Below are 19,310 nucleotides of genomic sequence, written 5' to 3' on the forward strand. Positions count from 1 at the left end.
AGTATTAGTTGTGCTTGGGTTTTTTTTGCGCTAAATTTTTGGCTGAAACCTACTAACAATGACAACTCCCCGCTCCTTTGCAAGCTGTTTTGCTTTATTTATTCTTGTTTCCTTTCTTTTTTCATCGTGTGAAAAAGCTTCTGGCGACTACAGTGGCTGGCCTGCCTACGCCGGATCCAAAATGGGTGAAAGGTATTCTTCGAATGATCAAATCAACAAGCAGAATGTAAGTAAGCTACGGGAGGCCTGGCGCTACAGCACGGGAGACAAAGACCCAAAAAACCGGTCGCAAATCCAATGCAACCCAATCATTGTCGACGGGGTACTGTATGGCACTTCCGCAGAGTCAAAGCTATTTGCCCTGGACGCTGCGACTGGTGCGGAAAGGTGGGTTTTTGATCCTTTCAAGGAGACCAGGGAGCAGCTAACCGAGGACAGGTTTTGGTTTGCGGTGAACCGGGGAGTGATGTATTGGGCGGATGAAGCTGGTAACGATAGCCGTATTTATTACAGTATTGCTGAGAACCTGTATGCCGTAAATACAGAGACGGGCCAGCTGGTGAAAAGCTTTGGGAAAGGTGGGCATATTGATCTTAGGGAGCAGCTGGATACCGACCTGGATATCAGCAAAACGTATGCTTCTGGCACCACGCCCGGGGTTATTTTCAACGACCTGATCATCATGGGCATGCGGTTGTCGGAAGGGCCTGATGCCCTGCCCGGCCACATCAGAGCTTTTGATGTGAGAACCGGTGAGCGGAAATGGATCTTTCACACGATTCCTCATCCTGGCGAAAAAGGCTACGACACCTGGGAAGATCCTGATGCCTGGAAAAAAATAGGGGGAGCCAACGACTGGTCGGGTATGTCGTTGGACGAAGAACGGGGCATCGTTTTCGTATCGACTGGTACGGCCAACCCCGACTTTTACGGAGGCTTTCGCAAGGGCGAGAACCTTTTTGCCAATTGCGTCATAGCGCTGGACGCTGGCACGGGCAAATATATCTGGCACTATCAGGTGGTGCACCATGACCTGTGGGACAGGGATCTGGCTACCAATCCTATCCTTACCACTGTCAATCATGAAGGAAAAATGGTGGACGCTGTGGCGCAGATTACCAAGCACGGTTATGTTTTTCTTCTGGAGAGAGAAACAGGAGACCCGATCTTTCCGATTGAGGAGGTGCCGGTACCCACCTTCGCACTTGACGGTGAAGCGCCCTGGCCAACGCAGCCTGTGCCCACCCTGCCGGAGCCGTTTGCCCGGCAGTCGTTCACTGAAACAGATGTGTATGGCACCACTCCGGAGGCTTATGCGTATCTGCTGGAGAAATTTAAGACAGTAAAATATAGTGAGGCATTTACGCCTCCAAGCAAAGAGGGCTCCTGGATTTTCCCTGGCTATGATGGCGGCGGAGAGTGGGGTGGGGCTTCGGTTGACCCTGAGTCGGGTATACTGTATGTGAATTCCAGCGAAATGCCCTGGGCGTTGCACATGGTGGAGGCTCCCGCCAGTAGCACCGGTGGCTATTCTTTGAAGGGCATTGGTCAGGGTGTTTACAACAAGTATTGCATGTCGTGTCATGGGCCCGAAAGAAAGGGCAATGGAGCGGCTTATCCGTCGCTGATTGATTTGAACCAACGCTACAATAAAGCACAGCTGTCCACCCTCATTTCAACAGGCAAAAATATGATGCCAGCTTTCAAGCAAATTCCTGATGGGGAGCAGGAAGCCTTGATGGCGTTTGTGCTCGACTTGGAGGACAAGGAGGCGGTACCGGAAGTGGATGGCAATAAAATTCATGCCCGGACACCCGAGATCCCCTTCAGGATGACTGGGTACAACCGCTTCATAGACGAAAACGGATATCCCGGCATTAAACCACCCTGGGGAACGCTGAACGCTGTTGACCTCAACACGGGCAAGCTGCTTTGGAAGAAGACGCTGGGAGAGTTGAAAGAATTGACTGAAAAGGGTATTTCGGCGACTGGCACTGAAAACTATGGAGGGCCCGTTTCCACCAAAGGCGGCCTGGTGTTTATTGCAGCCACCAAGGATGAAAAGATAAGGGCGTTCGACAAAGTAAGTGGCGAGGTGCTCTGGGAAGCTGACCTACCGGCCTCGGGCTTTGCTACTCCGGCTGTGTATATGGTGGATGGTAAGCAATACGTTGTGATCGCCTGCGGTGGTGGAAAAATCGGAGCAAAGTCGGGGGATGAATACGTGGCGTTTGCGTTGCCGGAGTAATACCGTAGAGTTTTTTCTTTTCTATATTTCAATTACTAGTCCGTTGTAGGATAATCCTTAGCAATTTTTGTTGCTATTAGTTATTTGGGCACTATTTTTATCACAAGTATCCAATCTACGATGGAAATAATATGAAAAATAGATTAGCAATTGCCGCATTTTTGGTGAACCTTGCCTTTACGGCGTTTTCCCAGCCTGTTATTAAACCTGATCAAATATTGACCATTGACGAAAACTCCGCAGAAGGAGTTGAGGTTGGGTCAGTGAAGATAACCCACAGTTATATCAATCAAATCACTAGCACCAACCAAACCACTCATCTCCTGAAGACAGACGGATCCCTTTGGTCATGGGGTTACAATTTTGATGGAGTCTCTGGGATTGGGACGAATGTCGAAACACTGATACCTACAAAAGTTGGTACTGAAAATAACTGGCAATCGGTGGACCAGGGCGTAGGTTTTGCGGTCGGGACAAAAACAAACGGAGAAGTATTTGCATGGGGAGTTGAGTATTATGGAGATGAAAACACAGAAACCGATTACGATCTGAATACATTCTTTACTGCAGTTAAAGTGACCGGTACCAGCGATTGGGACATGGTTGCTGCTGGATATATTTGTCAACTAGGAATTAAGCAGGATGGAACCATTTGGTTTTGGGGCGGATCCAACAGAGGAGAGTCGGGAATTGGATCGTCGAATTTTTCTAGCAAAACACCAGTCCAGATTGGCGCAGACACTGACTGGAAATTCGTAGACTCTGAAATTTGGGTGAATTATGCGTTGAAGTCCAACGGTACCCTTTGGTCTTGGGGTGCGGTTTATGGGTCGAACCTGGGGCTGGGAATCACAGATACTAACATTGATGTGACTGCGCCAACCCAAGTTGGTTCTGACGCTGACTGGAAAATTGTAGCAGGGGATGAATATACGGCCTATGGGATCAAAGATGACGGGACACTTTACAAATGGGGCAGCACTGTCAACCAGTTTGGTTCCGATGCCGATTGGGCTGATGTTGAGTACTACGGAGCGGGAAATGGCAATAGAGCCATTGGTCTAAAAACCAATGGAACTCTCTGGGCCTGGGGGAAAAACGACAAGGGGCAGGTAGGGGATGGCACCACTACTGACAGGGACTTGCCTGTGCAGATAGGAACTGACACCGACTGGGTTAAAATCGGAGAAAGTTTTGCCATCAAGGAAGATGGATCACTTTGGGCCTGGGGTATCAATGGCCATGGGCAGTTGGGAACAGAAACGACTACTAACCTGACTACTCCGACTTACATCCCGCCGGTAGGCATGCGGTTTGAAATTACGGCAGGGAATGAAAGTGGTGCATTTTCAGTTACCGACCGTGGGGTGATAAAAGTGGCAGATGCTTCCAAGCTGGACTTCGAGACCAGTGCTTCCTATGAGCTTACAATTACAGCCACCGACGACAACCAAACCAGTGCTGAAGAATCCGTCACCATTAATTTGAACAATATAAATGATGGGCCGGTGATTGATGCAGACCAGAGTGTCTCGTTAGACGAAAATACTGAGAATGGAACTGAAGTAATTGCAGTTGTGGCATCGGATCAGGATGGCGACACTGTATTTGAAAATTGGACGATCACCAGTGGCAACGACTCAGAAGCATTTGCAATTGATGCAGAAACAGGCATCATTACTGTCGCTGGTCAGGCAAAGCTCAACTTTGAAGAAGTTTCGTCCTTCCTTATTGGGGTAACCGTGAGCGATGGGACGACGGTTGGTTCCGAGGGTTTTCTAAACATAACAATTGTAGATAAAAATGAGGCGCCTGTAGTGGCAGCCGAACAGACAGGCACTGTGGATGAGAACAGCCTGGCCGGGACTGAAGTTGCCTTGATAACTGCGACAGATGAAGACGCTGGAGCTGGCCTGAGCAACTGGCAGATCTCCAGTGGCAACGCAAATGGAGCTTTCGCCATAAATGCCGCCACCGGACAAATTTCTGTCGCTGATGGTAATCAGCTCGACTTTGAAACTACCCCGACAATAGAAATAGGAGTGACTGTTTCCGATGGCACGCTTACGAGCAGCGAGGCAGTGGTAGTTATCACTATCCTGGACGTGAACGATCCGCCCATCATCACTGTAGATCAGGAGGGTATTATTCCCGAAAACAGTGCCAATGGCACCGAAGTGATGCAGGTACAAGCAGCCGGAGGAAACACAAATACCATTTTAAAAAGCTGGGCAATCACCCAGGGAAATATTGATGGAGCGTTTGCTGTTGACCCTGAAAGCGGTTTGTTAACTGTGGCCGACGGCACAAAGCTCAACTACGAAGCACGACCGACTTATGCGCTGGAGCTAACGGTTTCCGATGGAGTCAATGTGAGCGAACCAAGGCTGGTGGCCATCTCGTTGAGCAATGTCAATGAAGCCCCGACAGGCGTGTCGATGTCTGCTTCGGCAATTGATGAAAACCTCCCCGTTGGTAGCCTTGTGGCCACGCTTGCTACTGCGGACGTTGATGCCAGCGACACGTTTGTGTATGCATTTGTTGAAGATGGTAACGCCAACGACAATGATTCTTTTGTAATTGCATCAAATCAGTTATTGGCGAAAGAGAAATTTGATTATGAAGCCAAAAGCAATTACACAGTCCGTATCAAGTCGACCGATGCTGGTGGCTTGAGTACAGAAGCGCAACTTGCCATTGGGGTCAATAATATAAATGATGTGACATTGACAACAGCGCTTTCGGGGCCATTTTGCGATGAGGATAGTGACGGAGAGATTGATTTGATGATTTCTGATGCGGCACCGCCATTGCAAATTATATGGTCTACTGGAAGTACTGACGAGGACCTGGTCGGACTTTCTGCCGGAAATTATGATGTAACCGTCACTGACTCAAATGGGCACTCGGCTTCAGCAACGATTGAGCTGGGTACCAAAGCGGTTTATCAACCAACCATTGGACTTGTAACCTCGGATGAGACTGGCATCAGGAACAAAGTTGTTTGGGATGCCTCCGAATCCTACAATGTGAATAAGTTCTTGATTTACAGAGAGACAAGCACCGCAGGAGAGTATGAGCAAATTGGGTTTGTTGAAAGTGGGAGTACGACAGAGTTTATTGACAGTGAATCCGATGCAAGAACGCAGTCCTATAAGTACAAAGTAGGAGTTCTGGACAACTGCGGAACGGAGGGCGGGCTTGGTGACTTTCACAAAACGCTGCACCTCACAAGTAGTGTGGGGCTTGATAATAGTGTCAATCTTTCATGGAACCAGTACATTGGAGTTGACTATTCCACTATCAGCCTCTACAAGGGAGAGGGAAGTGCTGAAAAAACACTTTTGACCTCATTATCGGCTTCAAATAATTCCTTCACTGATTTGGACGTTGAGCCCGACAAAGTCTACCAGTATGTTCTGGAAATTGTGCTAAACGAACCTGTTTCTAATAGTGCAATTGAAGAAACTAATAGCTTCAGGAACAATACCACCTATACTTCTATAAGATCCAATAACCTGGTAGTAAGAGGCGTAGCACTTGGTGTCCGTGATGAAGTTCGCAGTACTATATATCCAAACCCCTCAACCGGTGTAATTAACATAAATACTAACCGAGGTGGTAAAAAGAAGCTGGTGATAAAAGACTTGAGCGGCAATGTTTTGCGCACGTTTTATTCATTGGATCAAATGATAGAACTGGATGTCTCATTTCTTAAAGAAGGCCTTTATCTGATGCAAATTGATAGCGAAAAGTCTGAGTTTATTCGGTTTTTTAAGAGAGACGAATAGGGCTTGATAATACGATCATTGACGATGAATACGTGGCGTTTGCGTTGCCGGAGTAAGGCTAGCCGGGCATCAGGGCTTTGAGCGTTGCTTCCTTGTAGCTGGCACCGATAGGGATGCCCTTTTTTTCTATCATCACCATATTGCCCTCGATCACACGCACCCGGTTGATGGGCACAATGTATGATTTATGCACCCGCATAAACATGTGGGCGGGAAGTATTTCTTCCAGTCTTTTTAGCGACTCAAGGGCTATGATTCTTTTGCCATCGGCAGTAAAGTACGATACATACTCTCTCAACCCTTCAATGTATAGGATGTCTGCCAGTGGCAGCCTGTATATCTTGTGGTCAGCGTGAACTACAATAAAATCCGGCTGACTGGTGGTGCCTGAACTCCCCGTTTTATTGTGGAGGATCTTTGTGGCCTTGTTCACGCCGTGGAGGAATCGTTCAATGCTTACAGGCTTCACCAGGTAGTCCACTACATCGAGCTCATATCCCTCAAGTGCATATTCGGGGTAGGCTGTGGTAAAGATCACGACCGGCTTTTTCTCCAGTGACTTCAAAAACTGGATGCCGGTAAGTGCTGGCATCTGAATGTCGAGAAACATGAGATCGACGGAAGTGGTCTGTAGAAGCTCCATGGCCTCCAGTGGACTTTTGAATGAACCTATGAGCTCTAGCGTCGGGATTTTGGACACGTATTCTTTGATCAGGGCCCTGGCCAGCTCTTCATCGTCGACGATGATGCAACGGATTTTGCTTGAGGGGCTCATGATATCAATATTTTCATCTCGACGGTAAACTCTTCGGCAGTGTCCCAGGTTTTTAGCTCATGCCGTCCAGGGTAAATAAGCTCAAGCCTTCTTTTGACGTTGGCTATGCCAATACCACCCTCTTTGTCTTTCGATTTCTTGTTAGCAGAAAGACTGTTTTGGCATCGGAAGGTGAGTAGGTCGGCTTCTACCTTCAGGTCGATACTGATTCTCCCCTTAGAGGTATCTTCAATATTGCCGTGTTTGAAGGCATTTTCCACAAACGGGGTAAGCAGCATGGGGGCTAAGTAAACATCTTCAGGCGTGTCGTATTCGAACTTTATGTTGTCCTTGATGTCGTTGTCTTTAAGAATGTAAATGGCGATGTAGTTGTTGATATAGGCAACCTCTTTCGATACCGGCACACGCTCTTTGTTCTCACTCTCGTAAATATTGTATTTCAGCATATCAGAGAGCTTCAGCACCACTTCGGGTGTTTTGTCGGACTTCAGTAGCGACAGTGTATAGATATTGTTCATCGCATTGAAAAGAAAGTGTGGATTGATCTGCGACTTAAGGAACCGAAGCTCGGAGTCCAACTTTTCACTTTTCAGCATCAGGGTTTCCTTTATTCTTTCGCTGGCAATTTGGGTCACTTTGTAAATGGTGGTTAGCAGGATGATGGTGCCTGTTTGGATGAACATCGGAAACCACATGATACGACGACTAAACCCAGGCTCAGCCCTGGCTCTAAACGACCATTCACCGTCTTCTGGTTGGTTTTGCATCCGCAGATTTTCGGACGGCATTCTGTTGTTAAATGGCTGCATCCGATCCGAAAAACCGTCTGGTTTATAGGCGTCGAGTAAGTTGATCTCATGGAAGAATGTAAGTATGGAGGCACCGATTATGATGAGGAGGATAATCAACGAGGCGGAGGCTGCTTTTGATTGACTGCTTACATATTTGGGTGTTAGCACAGCCATGTTAAAGTAAGCAAGGGGTATGATGACACTGAGGTTAATGACACTTTGGGTAAGTGCCTTTTCAAAGGTGAAAGGGCCGTTGAGAACAAAGACATAGAATGAGAGAAAACCCAACCAAAAGGCTGCATGTGATAGATATGTCTTGATCGTAATCGGTTTTGGCATCGTCGCAATTTAAATAGGGTCGAAAGATACCCACCCAACTTATTATACTCAAACCTATTCAATCTACGCATCGATTTTATCACCCAACACATCGTAAATGCCTACCATCGTGAAGTTTATCTGCGGATTGTTTTTAAGCAATCTTTTTTTCGCTTCAGGCTTGTTTGTTGAGAAATAGCACGGCTTGGTTGAATAAATTTTCTTCACAGCAGGAACGATCACTACTTCGCCAATCAATTCATAAAGGAGGGTGGATGAAAAAGGCGATGCTTTTGAGTGGTTTATTTTTCGGTTTCATTACAAGTCGGGCAGAACAGGTTTTTTTCACAGGTACGGTGAAGGATGCCTGCATAGACGTCCCATTGATTGGAGCCGTTGTCAGCTTGAGCGCATACCACGATAATGCAGTTAAAACCAGTACAATCACGGACTTTAACGGAGCATTTTCCATAGCACTTCCCGCTGACGGAGACTTTTTACTTTGCGTCTCTTTTCCTGGGTATGTCAGTTTTAACAACCGAATCACCGGTAGTGATTGTGGGGAGAATATGAACATCGAACTTTCAGCAGACCTGATATTGGATGGAGGGAAAGCAAAAAAAGTTAAAAGAAAAAAGCGTAGAAGCGGCTTGCGGCTGGCTGTCGTGGACACGCCAGGGGAACAGTTCTATCGCAGCAAAGAAAACGACCCAATGGCACTTGCCAACTCCATGACAAGGAAGATGAGAAACAGACTTCAGTTGACACCCACGCAGGAAGCAGTGATTGAGCTAACCAACCAAAAGTATTTTTCCCGGGTCATTGAGCTACAATCAAACCCTGGCGACAGCACCTTCAACGCCAAATTATACCAAGTTAGAAAGTCCAGAAACCAACGACTGGAGGAACTGCTCACAGCATCGCAATATGAAAAGTGGTTGAGGTATTCGGACAGCGAACAGTAACGGAGCAGATTCTAAAATGGGTTAGCTGATGCTGGTCGTTGAGATTTTCGGATGGTTGGTTGAAAAAATTTCGGCACCCGGGCTTTCAGCATCAATTTTATTGAAGATTTCAATTTTCCAATTGTAGTAGGAGTGAGAAAAGGGTATGGGTATTAAGAAAATAGCTGGCAAGTTAAAAGTTATGGTTCTGCTGCTCGGTATTGCTGTGGCAATCGCCAGCTGTGTAGAGAATGACCTTCTGCCGGTGTCGGTAGATTTGATCGATGATATTACCCCCGACTTCATAATTATTGACACACTTACACTTGATGTGTCCACTGTTCGTCTCGATTCTTTTGTAACATCCGATACCGAACGTTTGCTGGTGGGACGTCATGAGGACGAATACATTGGGGAAATTACGTCGACCTCCTTTTTCGAAGTAGCCTACCAGGACTACTCGTTTTACCCGCCTGATGCTTCCCGGTTCGATAGCCTGACCCTTGTGCTCTACTACGACTATAATTACTTTGATACCCTTCAGACTCAAACTATCGATATCTACAGGTTAGCTGAAAACATCGAGTACAACGCCTATGGCACCGTTTACAACACTGCCGATTTTACGTTAGAAAAGGCTCCACTAACGAGCCACTCCTTTAAGCCAAGACCTAATACCACTGATTCTCTTGAGATTAGACTTCCGGACAAACTAGGCAAGGAGTTGCTTCAAAAAGGGCTCACCAGTGCAGGCGAGCTTTTCAGCCTGGTTCTTTTTACTGATTTTCTCAAAGGATTTGCGCTGGTTCCCGGGGCAGGTAGTGAGGGTTTTTTAGGCTTTACAAAAGCCAATTCTAGTCTTAAGCTCTACTACTCGGACTACACCAACATACCCCCCACGCAGCTCACCTACAAGTTTCCCGTAAGCCAGGGCACGGTTTGTTTCAATAGGACAACCTTCAACCCAAAGTCAACGACCCTGCGAGGCCTTGAAAGCCAACTAGATGAGGTAAGCTCCGGTCTAACCAGCAATTACTCCTTTATCCAGGCGGGTGCCTACATAATGACAAAGGTGGAAATTCCATACATCCAGGAGCTTCTTATCCTGCCTGGCAGTGTGTACATACCCCACGCCGATTTGGTAATAAGGCCGGTAGCAGGAACCTACCGAAGCGGAACCAATACCAATCTGCCAACTTCTATTACCGGATATTATGGAAGCATTGACAATTATCCGCTGGGCGCATTTAACACCAGTAGTGAGTTTGTGCTTGATGACGAATTTGGGAAGGATACTTACTACCGCCTTGAAGTGACGGACCTGGTAAACAACCTGCTCGACACGGATCAGTCAAACGATTACTCCATTCTTTTGGGCCTTGACGAAAATGCGATGCTTTTTGGTGCAGGCAGGGTGTACTTGAAAGACGGTGCCTGGCAGGACGGTATGAAGCTCCAGGTATACTATATACCTCTAGATACGGATGAGAATTAAACACACATAGATGAATAAGATGAAATGGATGAATTTAAGAATGAAATGGCTTCTTTTCCTGGGCCTGGGTATTATATCCACGGGATGTCTCGATGATAGTGAGGACGACGACTCACAGGGAAACTGGACCAAGGTGTCTGACTTTGAAGGAGTAACAAGAAGTGGCGCTGTTTCTTTCAGCATAGGAGAGAAGGCATATGTGGCTACTGGCTACACCGGCACAGAATACCTTAGCGATTTGTGGGAGTATGATCCGTCTTTGAACTTTTGGTTGAGAAAGGCAGATTTTCCTGGAGTGAAAAGAAGTGCCGCCGTCGCTTTTAGTGTCGCCGGAAAAGGTTATGTGGGTACCGGCTACGATGGATTAAATAATCTAGGCGATTTCTGGGAGTACGATCCTGCTACGGACACATGGACGCAAGTCGCTGACTTTGGCGGATCGGCCAGGTATGGCGCCGTTGCCTTTAATTCAAGCACCAATGGATACGTTGGTACTGGCTACGATGGCAATGACCTGAAGGACTTTTGGACCTACGACCCGGCTGCCAATGAGTGGACGCAGGTGATCAGTATAGGTGGATCCAAGCGGGTGGATGCAGTGGCATTCACTATCGACAACAAGGCATATGTAGGCACTGGCAGAAACAACGGGGTTTATCAGTACGATTTCTGGGAGTATGATATGGTGGCCGGGACGTGGCAGCAGATGCTGGATCTTGACGACGATGACGACTACCTGTTGGTTAGGCACAATGCTGTTGCTTTTAGCAGAGATGGCAAGGGGTATATCACGACGGGTAATTTTAGCGGCTTGCTGGTAAGCACCTGGGAATATAACCCTGTCACCGACCTTTGGTCCGAATATACGGGTATAGAAGGCCCCGCCAGGGAGGATGCAGTTGCATTTGTGGCAGGCAGCAGAATTTTTGTAACCACTGGACGGAGCTCCACAGTAAGGTTGGATGACATTTGGGAGTTCAAACCTGAAGAAGTGTACGACGAAGATCTTTGATGATGAAAGGCGTCATCCTAACATTTGTCTTACTTCTTTGCACCCTGGCTGCCGTTACGGGGCAGGATATTTATGGCTCGCCCTATAGTTACTATGGCATCGGCCAGCTGGTGACACAGGGCTCCGGCATCAATACAGCCAAAGGAGGAACGGGCATAGGCAGTCGGCCGTGGTACGACTTAAACACCGCCAACCCGGCTGCCTATACAAGCCCGATTGTTCCGTCAAACTATATTTTCCTGGCCGATTATGCTTTTTCATTTCATGACTTTACTTACAGCAGCAGCCATTATAATTCGGTAGAAAGCTCCATCACCAACCTGACGATGTGGTTCAAGCCAATGAACAATCTGGGATTGGTGGTGGGTATGTCGCCCTACTCAAAAATGGGCTACAATATCAACGAGGTAAAAAACCTGGCTGGCTATGGCAATTACGATGTGTTGAACAAAGGCACAGGAGGGGTGAATCGCTATTATGTTGGGGCTGGTTATACGATTTGGAAGCGACTTTCTTTCGGCTTCAATGCCAACTACCTTTTTGGATCGCTACAGCGGGAAACGAAGGTGCAGCTGGACGAGCTGGACGAAACTTATGCCAGAGACCGGCTGTCTCTTGCCAACTTTGCTTTTTACTTTGGCATGCAGTATCAGCAGAAATTCGGGAAGAATAGTTATATCAACGCTGGAGGCATATGGAAGAAAGGCACTCAGCTGAAAACTGTTCAAACCAACCAGCTCATCAACGCCGAAACGTCAAGTCTGCTCATCGGTTGGGATTCTTATCCTGATGATTATATAACCCCGGATGAATACGGAGTGGGGCTGGAGGTATCTCTATTCGACAAGGTGGCTCTCAGTGGCGATTTCCTCTATAAGGATTATTCGAAGGCTTTTCTCGGTAACGAGGTGACAATGCTTGATACCCGGAGGTTTTCCGGAGGCGTCGACTGGATGCCCAATCCGGCAAGTCAATCCTATTTTGGCAGAGCAGTTGTGAGGGCTGGCTTCTTCTATGAAACAAAACCCTGGAAGTTAACCGAGCGGCAGCTGGCTGGCTACGGGGTAACCGGCGGACTAAGCCTCCCCCTGAGCAATTATATGTCAAGAATTAATCTGGGCTTTGGCTGGGAACAAATGGGGACAAGTGCCACTGGAAGAGAGTCAGTTTACACAGTAAGTGTTGGCCTGAGCCTGCATGACAAATGGTTTCAAAAGCGGGCCTACGACTAGGAAATTTTGAGTTTGTAGACAACGAGTAAAGATTTATTCAAACCCTTACTCAATTGCAAAGACCACTGTGACATAACGGTGGTTTTTCTTTTTTTAAGCCTTTGCAAGGTGGACGGCTTTCTTCGTCAAATCATTCTATAACCTGCTCAACCAACTCCAGTCGCTTCACGACTTTGTTTTTCTCAAGTACCGTGCCGGGCGACAACACTGCGTTGGCCCCTACCTTGCAGTTGTCGCCTACCAGGGCACCGAATTTTGTGCTGCCGGTTTCAATAGCCCTGCTTTGATGCAGGACTCTTATTTGCTTGTCCGGTCTTTCATTATAATGATTGGCGATGACAGCGCCTGCTTCAAAGTTTACATTGCTTCCGATAATGCTGTCTCCAACGAAATTGAAATGAGCCAGGCTGCTGTGATCGAAAACGATGCTCGTTTTTACTTCACAGCCTGGTCCGATAGTCACTTCTTGCCCGAGGAAGACACCTCCACGCAGGTAAGCATGTGCCCCAATGAAGCTTTTCGGGCCAATAATAGCTGGCGCTTTGATGATAGCCCCTTTTTCAATTATTGTTGTTTTATGCACGGCAATACCCTCGTGTTTAGAAAAACCACTATCACAGGAAGCTAGCAAATCTGTGAGTATCTCCATTAGCCTTGAGGTAATTTGCCAGGGAGACAGGTTGTTATGCTTTTCAAAATGCGTATCAAATATTGCTATGTAGTCACCTATTGTCATTTTTGCTCGTTTCTTTACTAAAGAGGATGTCGCCCCTTGTTGACTGACTCAAATGAAGATATTAATTATTGCAACCACACTTATGGCTATCCAGATGATGTTAAGAACGGTATTTGGATAAGCTTTCTTGATATACGTGTAAACGGCCAATAAACCACTCCCAAGCAGGTTCAACAACTGAAACTCGAAGGATACTCCCTCCAAAAAACCGTAGCTCGTTAGCGCAAAGCCAGCCAATAGCAGAACAGCACCCACCCAGCCAAGTCCTTCAATCAGTATATTTTTCACAGTCATAAGTTAGAATGTAACCTTCTTTTCTTTTCGCCTGTAGGCGATTTCCTGGCCCTGTGGTGCCTGGAATTTCTCCGGGACGTGCTTTTTGATCTCTTCCATGAATGCTGTTATCATTCTTTTCTTCACAAAGTCACGACGGGTCATCAGACTAATGACCCGGAAAGGCTCAGGTGCAGCGAAACGTTTGAGCTTCATGGCATCGCTTTCTTTGAGCTGCAAAGTGCTCAGCTCGGGTAAAATCGTTATCCCAAGGTTTTTATCGGCAAGGTTTCTCAGCGTTTCCAGGCTGCCAGAGGTGAATTCAAGGGTGTTTTCCTTCTTGTCCCGCAATTCACAGAACTGAATGATTTGTGAGCGGAAGCAGTGGCTCTCTTCAAGCAGCAGCAGCTCATTGGGGTCAATGTCTTCTGCCAGTAATAGCTCTTTGTCAAACTTTCTTGCCGAGTACACCACAAAAGGCTCATAGTACAGGGGAAAGGCGTTGAAAAGCTTAGTGTCGTCGGGGCTTACAAGTATTCCGGCATCCAGTTTTCCTTCATCCAGCTTTTCAAGTATTTCTTCTGTGACATGCTCTGAGATTTTCAGCTTGATATGAGGGTACCGGATCGTAAACTCATAGATAAAAAGGGGGAGCAGGTAAGGAGCGATGGTAGGGATGATGCCAATTTGCAAGTCGCCGGCAATCGTGTTCTTTTTTTCCTGCACCAGCTCCTGTATTTTGTGTACCTCCTGCAAAATGAGCCTGGCCTGACTAATCAGGATTTTACCCGTTTCAGTGGGGACCACAGGGTATTTGCTCCGGTCAAAAATTTTTATGTCATATTCTGACTCCAGCTTTTGGATCATCATGCTCAACGTAGGCTGAGTGACGTGGCACTGATCTGACGCTTTTGAAAAGCTTCTCTCGTTATCGAGTGCTACTATGTACTCAAGTTGCTGTAGGTTCATTAAATCATGTTTTCTGCAATATAGATCATATCTATTTAATCATAAAAAAAATCAGTTTGAATTATAACTATATCAACAGTACATTTGTGCTGTAGAAGCATAGATAATATTAGTTACCCAGCTAATAAAGTAGGTGTTTATAAGGAGTAGCCGGTAGGCTGCTCCTTTTCACTAAAAGCAAAAAAGGAATGGATTTTTTTCAGTCGATACGACAAGGTGATCTTGCTGGTGTGAAGGCGATGGCAACAACGGAAAGTTCGCTGCTGACAAGGCCAGATGCCCGTGGCTTTACACCCCTTGTATTAGCGACCTATAGCGACCAGATAGAAATCGCAAGGTTTCTGCTTTCAAGAGGTGTCGATGTAAATGCTATTGACGCTGCCGGTAACACTGCATTGATGGGCGTTTGCTTTAAGGGCAATGCTGAAATAGTGGAATTGCTTCTTGAGCATGGAGCTGATGTAAACATTCAGAACAAGCAAGGAGCCTCTGCCCTTATTTATGCCACCACCTTTGGTCAGGTTGAAATTGCAAAACTCTTGCTGGATGCTGGGGCCGACAAGCAATTGAAGGACAACAAAGGGAACACAGCCCTGACCCACGCTCAGGCACACGGAGCGGAAGCGCTTGTGAAACTGCTCGCATAAAAAAAGCTCCCAGATTAACTCTGGAAGCCTTTATTTCCTTCATTCTGTTCTCCAGCCGCTTAGGGTCTTTCTTCTTGTAATGAAAGGATCCAGTTGGCTATTTTCATCGCATCTTCGTCTGATACTTGTGGCATTGGAGGCATTTCCGTAGAATAGCCAGGCCAGTTTTCGGGTTTAGGTACCCTGATAAGATCCACAATCTGTTTTGCAGTGTATCTTCTGGCTGCGATGTCTTTATAAGCCGGCCCAACCTGCCTTTTGTCAACCTGATGGCATGCAAGGCAAGTGTTTTTGGCCAGAATTGGCTTGATCTCCTCAGTCGTCAGCACAGCGTTGGCTGAAGCCTTAGGAGTTGCTGGTTTTGCGGCGACTTTTTTAGGCGCTACCTTTTTAGAAGCCGATGACCGTTTGGTGCTCACCTCCGTCATGTTCAATTTAGCACCTGCCGGAATATTATTCAAAGTGTAGTAACCAGTGCCGTGGAGCACCGATGATCCATTTGCAGACTTTATCCCCGGCAGATTGATCTCATGTACATAATATTGGCGGAGGTTGTCAACCACAAGTCTTACACTCATGCCATCGTCGGCTACCTTCACGCCTTTAATGCCGAGTTTTTCTGTATTAATAGGCGGGCTTCCATAAACAGAGTGGTACTTGTAAATGAAAGACTGTCCGGCGTATGAGTCGAGGTCTTCCGCAGTGGTTTTGTCGACTGGCTGAGTGAAACGAATCTCAAAGCCGTCGGGCATGGCTTTCACGGTTTGCATTTCGAAGGGAGTCTCGCCTGTCCACACCACACGTTCAAGGCCAGATGTAGTGCTTCCTGCCGAGCCCCAGCCCCTGTTGGTTTCTCCAACGAAGAGCGAACCATCATGGCCCCAGCTCATGCGAAGCACGCCCGATTGGAAATCTTTGATAAAGTCGAAGGCCACACCCTGGTAGTCTCCGTTCACTTTTTCAAGGCTTACCCTCATGATTTTGCTTTGACCCTGGTCGCCAATCAAAAGCTGATTTTTGAATGGGCCAAAGCTGGCGTCGTCACCTATCTCAAGAATTTCTGAATTCGAAATGCCCAGGATACCATGAGGCAACCATACCGCTGGCAGCGTAATCTCAGGTACCGCTTCTTTTGCATGATACAGCATTTCCGGGTTTTTCTCATCGGCGTTATTTTCCGGCTTGAGGTACCGGCCATCTACTTGCTCTCTTTCGTCATGCACTTTAGCATAGAATTCTTTAGCGGAAACAGTTACGGGAGATTCCGCTCTGTCGGCCCATTTCAAACCTGCCGGATGCCCGGTGAAGCTTCCTTTTTTGATATGCCATATACCTCCAGAGCCAATCCAATCACCCTGGTTGTCGGCATAGAATAGTTCTCCGTTGATCATTCCTAGTCCAGCGGGTGATCGCATGCCAGTAGCCCATGGCTCCATATCGCCTTCTGGTGAAATACGCATGATCCAGCCTCTCCACGGCACTCTGCTTTCACCTCTCCACCACTCCTGGTCGCCAAAGGCCACATTGCCTGATACGAACATGCTTCCGTCAGGGGCTATTTTGGGGCCATAAGAGTATTCATGGTAGTGACCTGATACGGGCCAGGCATAGATGGTTTCATACACATCGGCCCGCCCGTCGCCGTTGGTGTCCTGCAGCTTTGTGAGCTCACCTCGCTGTGCTGTCAACAGGGCATTCTCTTTGAAAGTCAGTCCCAGTGGCTCGTGAAGGCCGCTGGCGAAAAGGGTAAAGGAAGGCAAGTTGCTATTCCTCATGTACGGATCCTCTACTATCCAAACATCACCTCGCCTCGTAGCGAGGGCCACCCTTCCGTCAGGAAGCGTTGTGATGCCACCTACTTCGAGGAGCATGGTCTCCGGTGTGGGGATGGTAATGATCTTGTAGAAGTCGCTTTCTTCAGCTTCCTGCGAGAAAGCGTTGAATCCAACAAGCAGGGCTATTAATGAGATATATTTTTTCATGATTTCTTTCAGATTTTATTACCAAACAATTTGATAAACAACCGAACCAGTTGCTGGCACCAGGAGCTCTTTTGTGGCCCCCTTGTCGGCAATAGTGGCCTCCTGTGCTGATTTCAGCTCTATATAATAGTCAAAGCCGTCGATGGCATAGGCTCCATTATCCAGTTTTCTAATCTGGCTGCCTTCGGCTATTCTGACCTGGCTGCCTGCCGGTGCATTTTCAACAGATATTTCCCTTTGAAGCACTTTTCCTTCTTCCACCAGCTTGCTCTTATCTTTCACGCTCGCCCCGCTGTAAGTATAGAGAAAGGTTGGAAGGCCATCGCCATCAAGGGTGTACCCGCTGCTTCTGAAATCAGGGATGTTGTTTAGCTCAAGGTTGGCACTGCTTTGTCCAGGCAATACCAGTGTTGGCTTGCTGGTCAGGTACTCCACCACACCAATTGGCCTGAATGAGCCGTCACCTCTGTCGTGCCACATCGGTGTTGCGTCAATGAAACCACCTCTCCAAAGGCACACTACGCTACCACTTTTCATGTCGTAGATGTAGTTAAGACCGGCAGGATTACCCACGGCAATGGTATGCGTAAGCCTTTGGCTTCTGTCTCTCTTGAAATCAAGAAATGCTCTCAGCAGCCTTGGACTATTACCAGTTTCGACAATAATCGGAGAGGCCACGTTGCTGGCAGGAGGGAAAGAGCTAAAGGCGTGCAATGCCTGAGGGTAGCTGTTGGAGCTTTCTACCCACAGTCCCATGTTTGGACTCGCCCAGCTCACATATTTAAAGTAGGTAATTTCAGCCGAATGGGTGCCTTTTGTAAGCTTTACGGGCTTTCCACCTCGCTCATAATAGTTGGAAATCGTTTGCCCATCAATGACCAGCTTCATCGCATTGCCGGTATTGGCGCTGAAAGTGTAAGTGTCGTCAGCTGGTATTTCCAGGGCTCCGTAATATTTTACAGCAAACTCGTTGTCCTTCTTTGCTACTTCCCAGGTGAGTTGTTCTGTTGAGCCTATCGAAGTCGGCTTCAGGTCTTTAAAATCCTTTTCACTTTCAAAATGCCCGTCAAAAACTTCGTAGTTGATACCAGATAGCGCCACGTTAGCTGGCTTTAGCAATCTGTAGCGGATGTTTCTGAAAGCCACCGGGCCATGGTCTCCCTGGATCATCAAGGGCCCTTCTGCTACTTCATTGTCATTAATCGGGCCGCCCGTAAGGCGTGGTACTTCAAGGTTGTCGTGAATGCGCACACCATTTAGCTCCACAAATACAAACCGGGCATTTTCTACTTTTTCACCTGCGGCATTGAACCGGGGAGCCTGGAAAGAAATTTTAATTGTTTGCCAAAGGCCAGGGGCTTTTGCCGCATTTACCCGGGGTGCCTTTCCGGCATAAGCCTTTGCTGGCTCATTTTCCCAGTTGCGATAAATACCTCCAATGTCTCCAAAGCCAGGGTTTTTCACCCCCCAGCTGTCAAGGAGCTGTACTTCGTAGTTGCCCTGAAGGTAAATGCCAGAGTTGGATCCTTTGGGAATCATGACCTCAAGCTCCAGCTCAATGTCGCCATGAGTCCAGTTGGTGACCAGGTTATCTTTTTTCTGGTCGTCGTTGAAATTGAGGAGGATGCCCTGCCCGGAAGTATACTTTACTGGATGCTCCGGCTCAGGTGCGGCCTTACTCTTTTTCTTCTTTTTGCCTGTTTCAACTGGCGGTGCCTCATGGTGAATGGACAGATTTCTGTCCATCGTTACGTCGCCAACTATCATCCAGTTGCCAGCTTGCGCCTTGAACGATGACAGGTCGTTTAGCGGGAGTGTTTTGTATCCTTCCTGAGCCCAGCCAGCATATGCTGCCAACCAGAGAGTCAGTGAGAATGCGAGTCGTTTCGTCATATGTATCAGTAGTTATAATTTCTGAGTAGCAAAAGCGGGCTTTACTTAGCCCGTAAAACAATCCATTGTATGTGCCTAAATAGGCGGGGCTGAAATTAGGCTGAAATATGAATTTTGGCAAAAAATGGAAGGAAATGTGGCGCTCGCAATTGTAAAATAGAGTAAAAATCATCAAAGAAAAGGGCTGCCTTCCGATTCTTTCAA

The 19,310-nt window shown here is 47.3% G+C and carries 14 protein-coding genes; 7 read left to right on the top strand and 7 right to left on the bottom strand.

What is annotated here, in order from left to right; genetic code table 11:
- Positions 1 to 58 precede the first annotated feature (58 nt).
- On the top strand, positions 59 to 2,248 hold the full coding sequence (locus RT717_RS00835) for an outer membrane protein assembly factor BamB family protein (protein WP_317489851.1): 2,190 nt from the start codon (positions 59 to 61) through the stop codon (positions 2,246 to 2,248).
- Positions 2,249 to 2,379: 131 nt separating this feature from the next.
- Positions 2,380 to 6,039: a cadherin domain-containing protein gene (locus RT717_RS00840; RefSeq protein ID WP_317489852.1), complete on the top strand. Its 3,660-nt coding sequence runs from the start codon at positions 2,380 to 2,382 to the stop codon at positions 6,037 to 6,039.
- Positions 6,040 to 6,097: 58 nt separating this feature from the next.
- On the opposite strand, the gene RT717_RS00845 is transcribed toward RT717_RS00840, so the two are convergent.
- Entirely contained in the window at positions 6,098 to 6,814 is a 717-nt protein-coding gene (locus tag RT717_RS00845) for a LytR/AlgR family response regulator transcription factor (protein WP_317489853.1), read from the bottom strand.
- Positions 6,811 to 7,944 (bottom strand): sensor histidine kinase, encoded by a 1,134-nt coding sequence (locus RT717_RS00850; RefSeq protein ID WP_317489854.1) that lies wholly within the window; start codon positions 7,942 to 7,944, stop codon positions 6,811 to 6,813. Before RT717_RS00850 ends, RT717_RS00845 begins: the two co-directional genes overlap by 4 nt.
- A gap of 254 nt (positions 7,945 to 8,198) precedes the next feature.
- Here RT717_RS00850 and RT717_RS00855 point away from each other — a divergent pair, with 254 nt between their 5' ends.
- The 4 genes from RT717_RS00855 to RT717_RS00870 all read left to right on the top strand — a co-directional run bounded on the left by RT717_RS00855 (position 8,199) and on the right by RT717_RS00870 (position 12,606).
- Entirely contained in the window at positions 8,199 to 8,888 is a 690-nt protein-coding gene (locus RT717_RS00855) for a carboxypeptidase regulatory-like domain-containing protein (protein WP_317489855.1), read from the top strand.
- A gap of 145 nt (positions 8,889 to 9,033) precedes the next feature.
- Entirely contained in the window at positions 9,034 to 10,362 is a 1,329-nt protein-coding gene (locus RT717_RS00860) for a DUF4270 family protein (protein WP_317489856.1), read from the top strand.
- A gap of 10 nt (positions 10,363 to 10,372) precedes the next feature.
- Positions 10,373 to 11,374 carry a Kelch repeat-containing protein gene (locus RT717_RS00865; RefSeq protein WP_317489857.1) on the top strand — a complete coding sequence of 334 codons (1,002 nt, stop codon included), beginning with the start codon at positions 10,373 to 10,375 and terminating at the stop codon, positions 11,372 to 11,374.
- On the top strand, positions 11,374 to 12,606 hold the full coding sequence (locus RT717_RS00870) for a hypothetical protein (protein ID WP_317489858.1): 1,233 nt from the start codon (positions 11,374 to 11,376) through the stop codon (positions 12,604 to 12,606). Before RT717_RS00865 ends, RT717_RS00870 begins: the two co-directional genes overlap by 1 nt.
- A 130-nt stretch (positions 12,607 to 12,736) precedes the next feature.
- Here the strand turns inward: RT717_RS00870 and RT717_RS00875 are convergent, their stop codons facing one another.
- The 3 genes from RT717_RS00875 to RT717_RS00885 are packed head-to-tail and all read right to left on the bottom strand — an operon-like array spanning position 12,737 to position 14,584.
- Positions 12,737 to 13,342 (bottom strand): DapH/DapD/GlmU-related protein, encoded by a 606-nt coding sequence (locus RT717_RS00875; protein WP_317489859.1) that lies wholly within the window; start codon positions 13,340 to 13,342, stop codon positions 12,737 to 12,739.
- A gap of 48 nt (positions 13,343 to 13,390) precedes the next feature.
- A complete protein-coding gene (locus tag RT717_RS00880) occupies positions 13,391 to 13,630 on the bottom strand; it encodes a CBU_0592 family membrane protein (RefSeq protein ID WP_317489860.1) in 240 nt (79 codons plus the stop codon).
- 9 nt (positions 13,631 to 13,639) lie between these two features.
- Positions 13,640 to 14,584, bottom strand: a complete 945-nt coding sequence (locus tag RT717_RS00885) for a LysR substrate-binding domain-containing protein (protein ID WP_317489861.1) — start codon at positions 14,582 to 14,584, stop codon at positions 13,640 to 13,642.
- Positions 14,585 to 14,772: 188 nt separating this feature from the next.
- Between RT717_RS00885 and RT717_RS00890 the strand changes: the two genes are divergently transcribed.
- Positions 14,773 to 15,231 (top strand): ankyrin repeat domain-containing protein, encoded by a 459-nt coding sequence (locus RT717_RS00890; RefSeq protein ID WP_317489862.1) that lies wholly within the window; start codon positions 14,773 to 14,775, stop codon positions 15,229 to 15,231.
- Between the two features lie 59 nt (positions 15,232 to 15,290).
- Here RT717_RS00890 and RT717_RS00895 read toward each other — a convergent pair whose 3' ends face one another.
- On the bottom strand, positions 15,291 to 17,213 hold the full coding sequence (locus tag RT717_RS00895) for a DUF7133 domain-containing protein (protein WP_317489863.1): 1,923 nt from the start codon (positions 17,211 to 17,213) through the stop codon (positions 15,291 to 15,293).
- Positions 17,214 to 17,231: 18 nt separating this feature from the next.
- The gene (locus RT717_RS00900; RefSeq protein ID WP_317489864.1) at positions 17,232 to 19,106 is read right to left on the bottom strand and encodes a family 16 glycoside hydrolase; all 1,875 of its coding nucleotides are present in this window, start codon (positions 19,104 to 19,106) and stop codon (positions 17,232 to 17,234) included.
- Positions 19,107 to 19,310 lie beyond the last annotated feature (204 nt).

It is taken from the genome of Imperialibacter roseus (genome assembly GCF_032999765.1).
GTDB classification, from domain to species: Bacteria; Bacteroidota; Bacteroidia; order Cytophagales; family Cyclobacteriaceae; genus Imperialibacter; species Imperialibacter roseus.

Excerpts from the sequence above, each read along its gene's own strand:
- RT717_RS00835 (WP_317489851.1), top strand. The coding sequence starts at position 59 with ATGACAACTCCCCGCTCCTTTGCAAGCTGTTTTGCTTTATTTATTCTT.
- RT717_RS00840 (WP_317489852.1), top strand. The coding sequence starts at position 2,380 with ATGAAAAATAGATTAGCAATTGCCGCATTTTTGGTGAACCTTGCCTTT.
- RT717_RS00845 (WP_317489853.1), bottom strand. The coding sequence starts at position 6,814 with ATGAGCCCCTCAAGCAAAATCCGTTGCATCATCGTCGACGATGAAGAG.
- RT717_RS00850 (WP_317489854.1), bottom strand. The coding sequence starts at position 7,944 with ATGCCAAAACCGATTACGATCAAGACATATCTATCACATGCAGCCTTT.
- RT717_RS00855 (WP_317489855.1), top strand. The coding sequence starts at position 8,199 with ATGAAAAAGGCGATGCTTTTGAGTGGTTTATTTTTCGGTTTCATTACA.
- RT717_RS00860 (WP_317489856.1), top strand. The coding sequence starts at position 9,034 with ATGGGTATTAAGAAAATAGCTGGCAAGTTAAAAGTTATGGTTCTGCTG.
- RT717_RS00865 (WP_317489857.1), top strand. The coding sequence starts at position 10,373 with ATGAATAAGATGAAATGGATGAATTTAAGAATGAAATGGCTTCTTTTC.
- RT717_RS00870 (WP_317489858.1), top strand. The coding sequence starts at position 11,374 with ATGATGAAAGGCGTCATCCTAACATTTGTCTTACTTCTTTGCACCCTG.
- RT717_RS00875 (WP_317489859.1), bottom strand. The coding sequence starts at position 13,342 with ATGACAATAGGTGACTACATAGCAATATTTGATACGCATTTTGAAAAG.
- RT717_RS00885 (WP_317489861.1), bottom strand. The coding sequence starts at position 14,584 with ATGAACCTACAGCAACTTGAGTACATAGTAGCACTCGATAACGAGAGA.
- RT717_RS00890 (WP_317489862.1), top strand. The coding sequence starts at position 14,773 with ATGGATTTTTTTCAGTCGATACGACAAGGTGATCTTGCTGGTGTGAAG.
- RT717_RS00895 (WP_317489863.1), bottom strand. The coding sequence starts at position 17,213 with ATGAAAAAATATATCTCATTAATAGCCCTGCTTGTTGGATTCAACGCT.
- RT717_RS00900 (WP_317489864.1), bottom strand. The coding sequence starts at position 19,106 with ATGACGAAACGACTCGCATTCTCACTGACTCTCTGGTTGGCAGCATAT.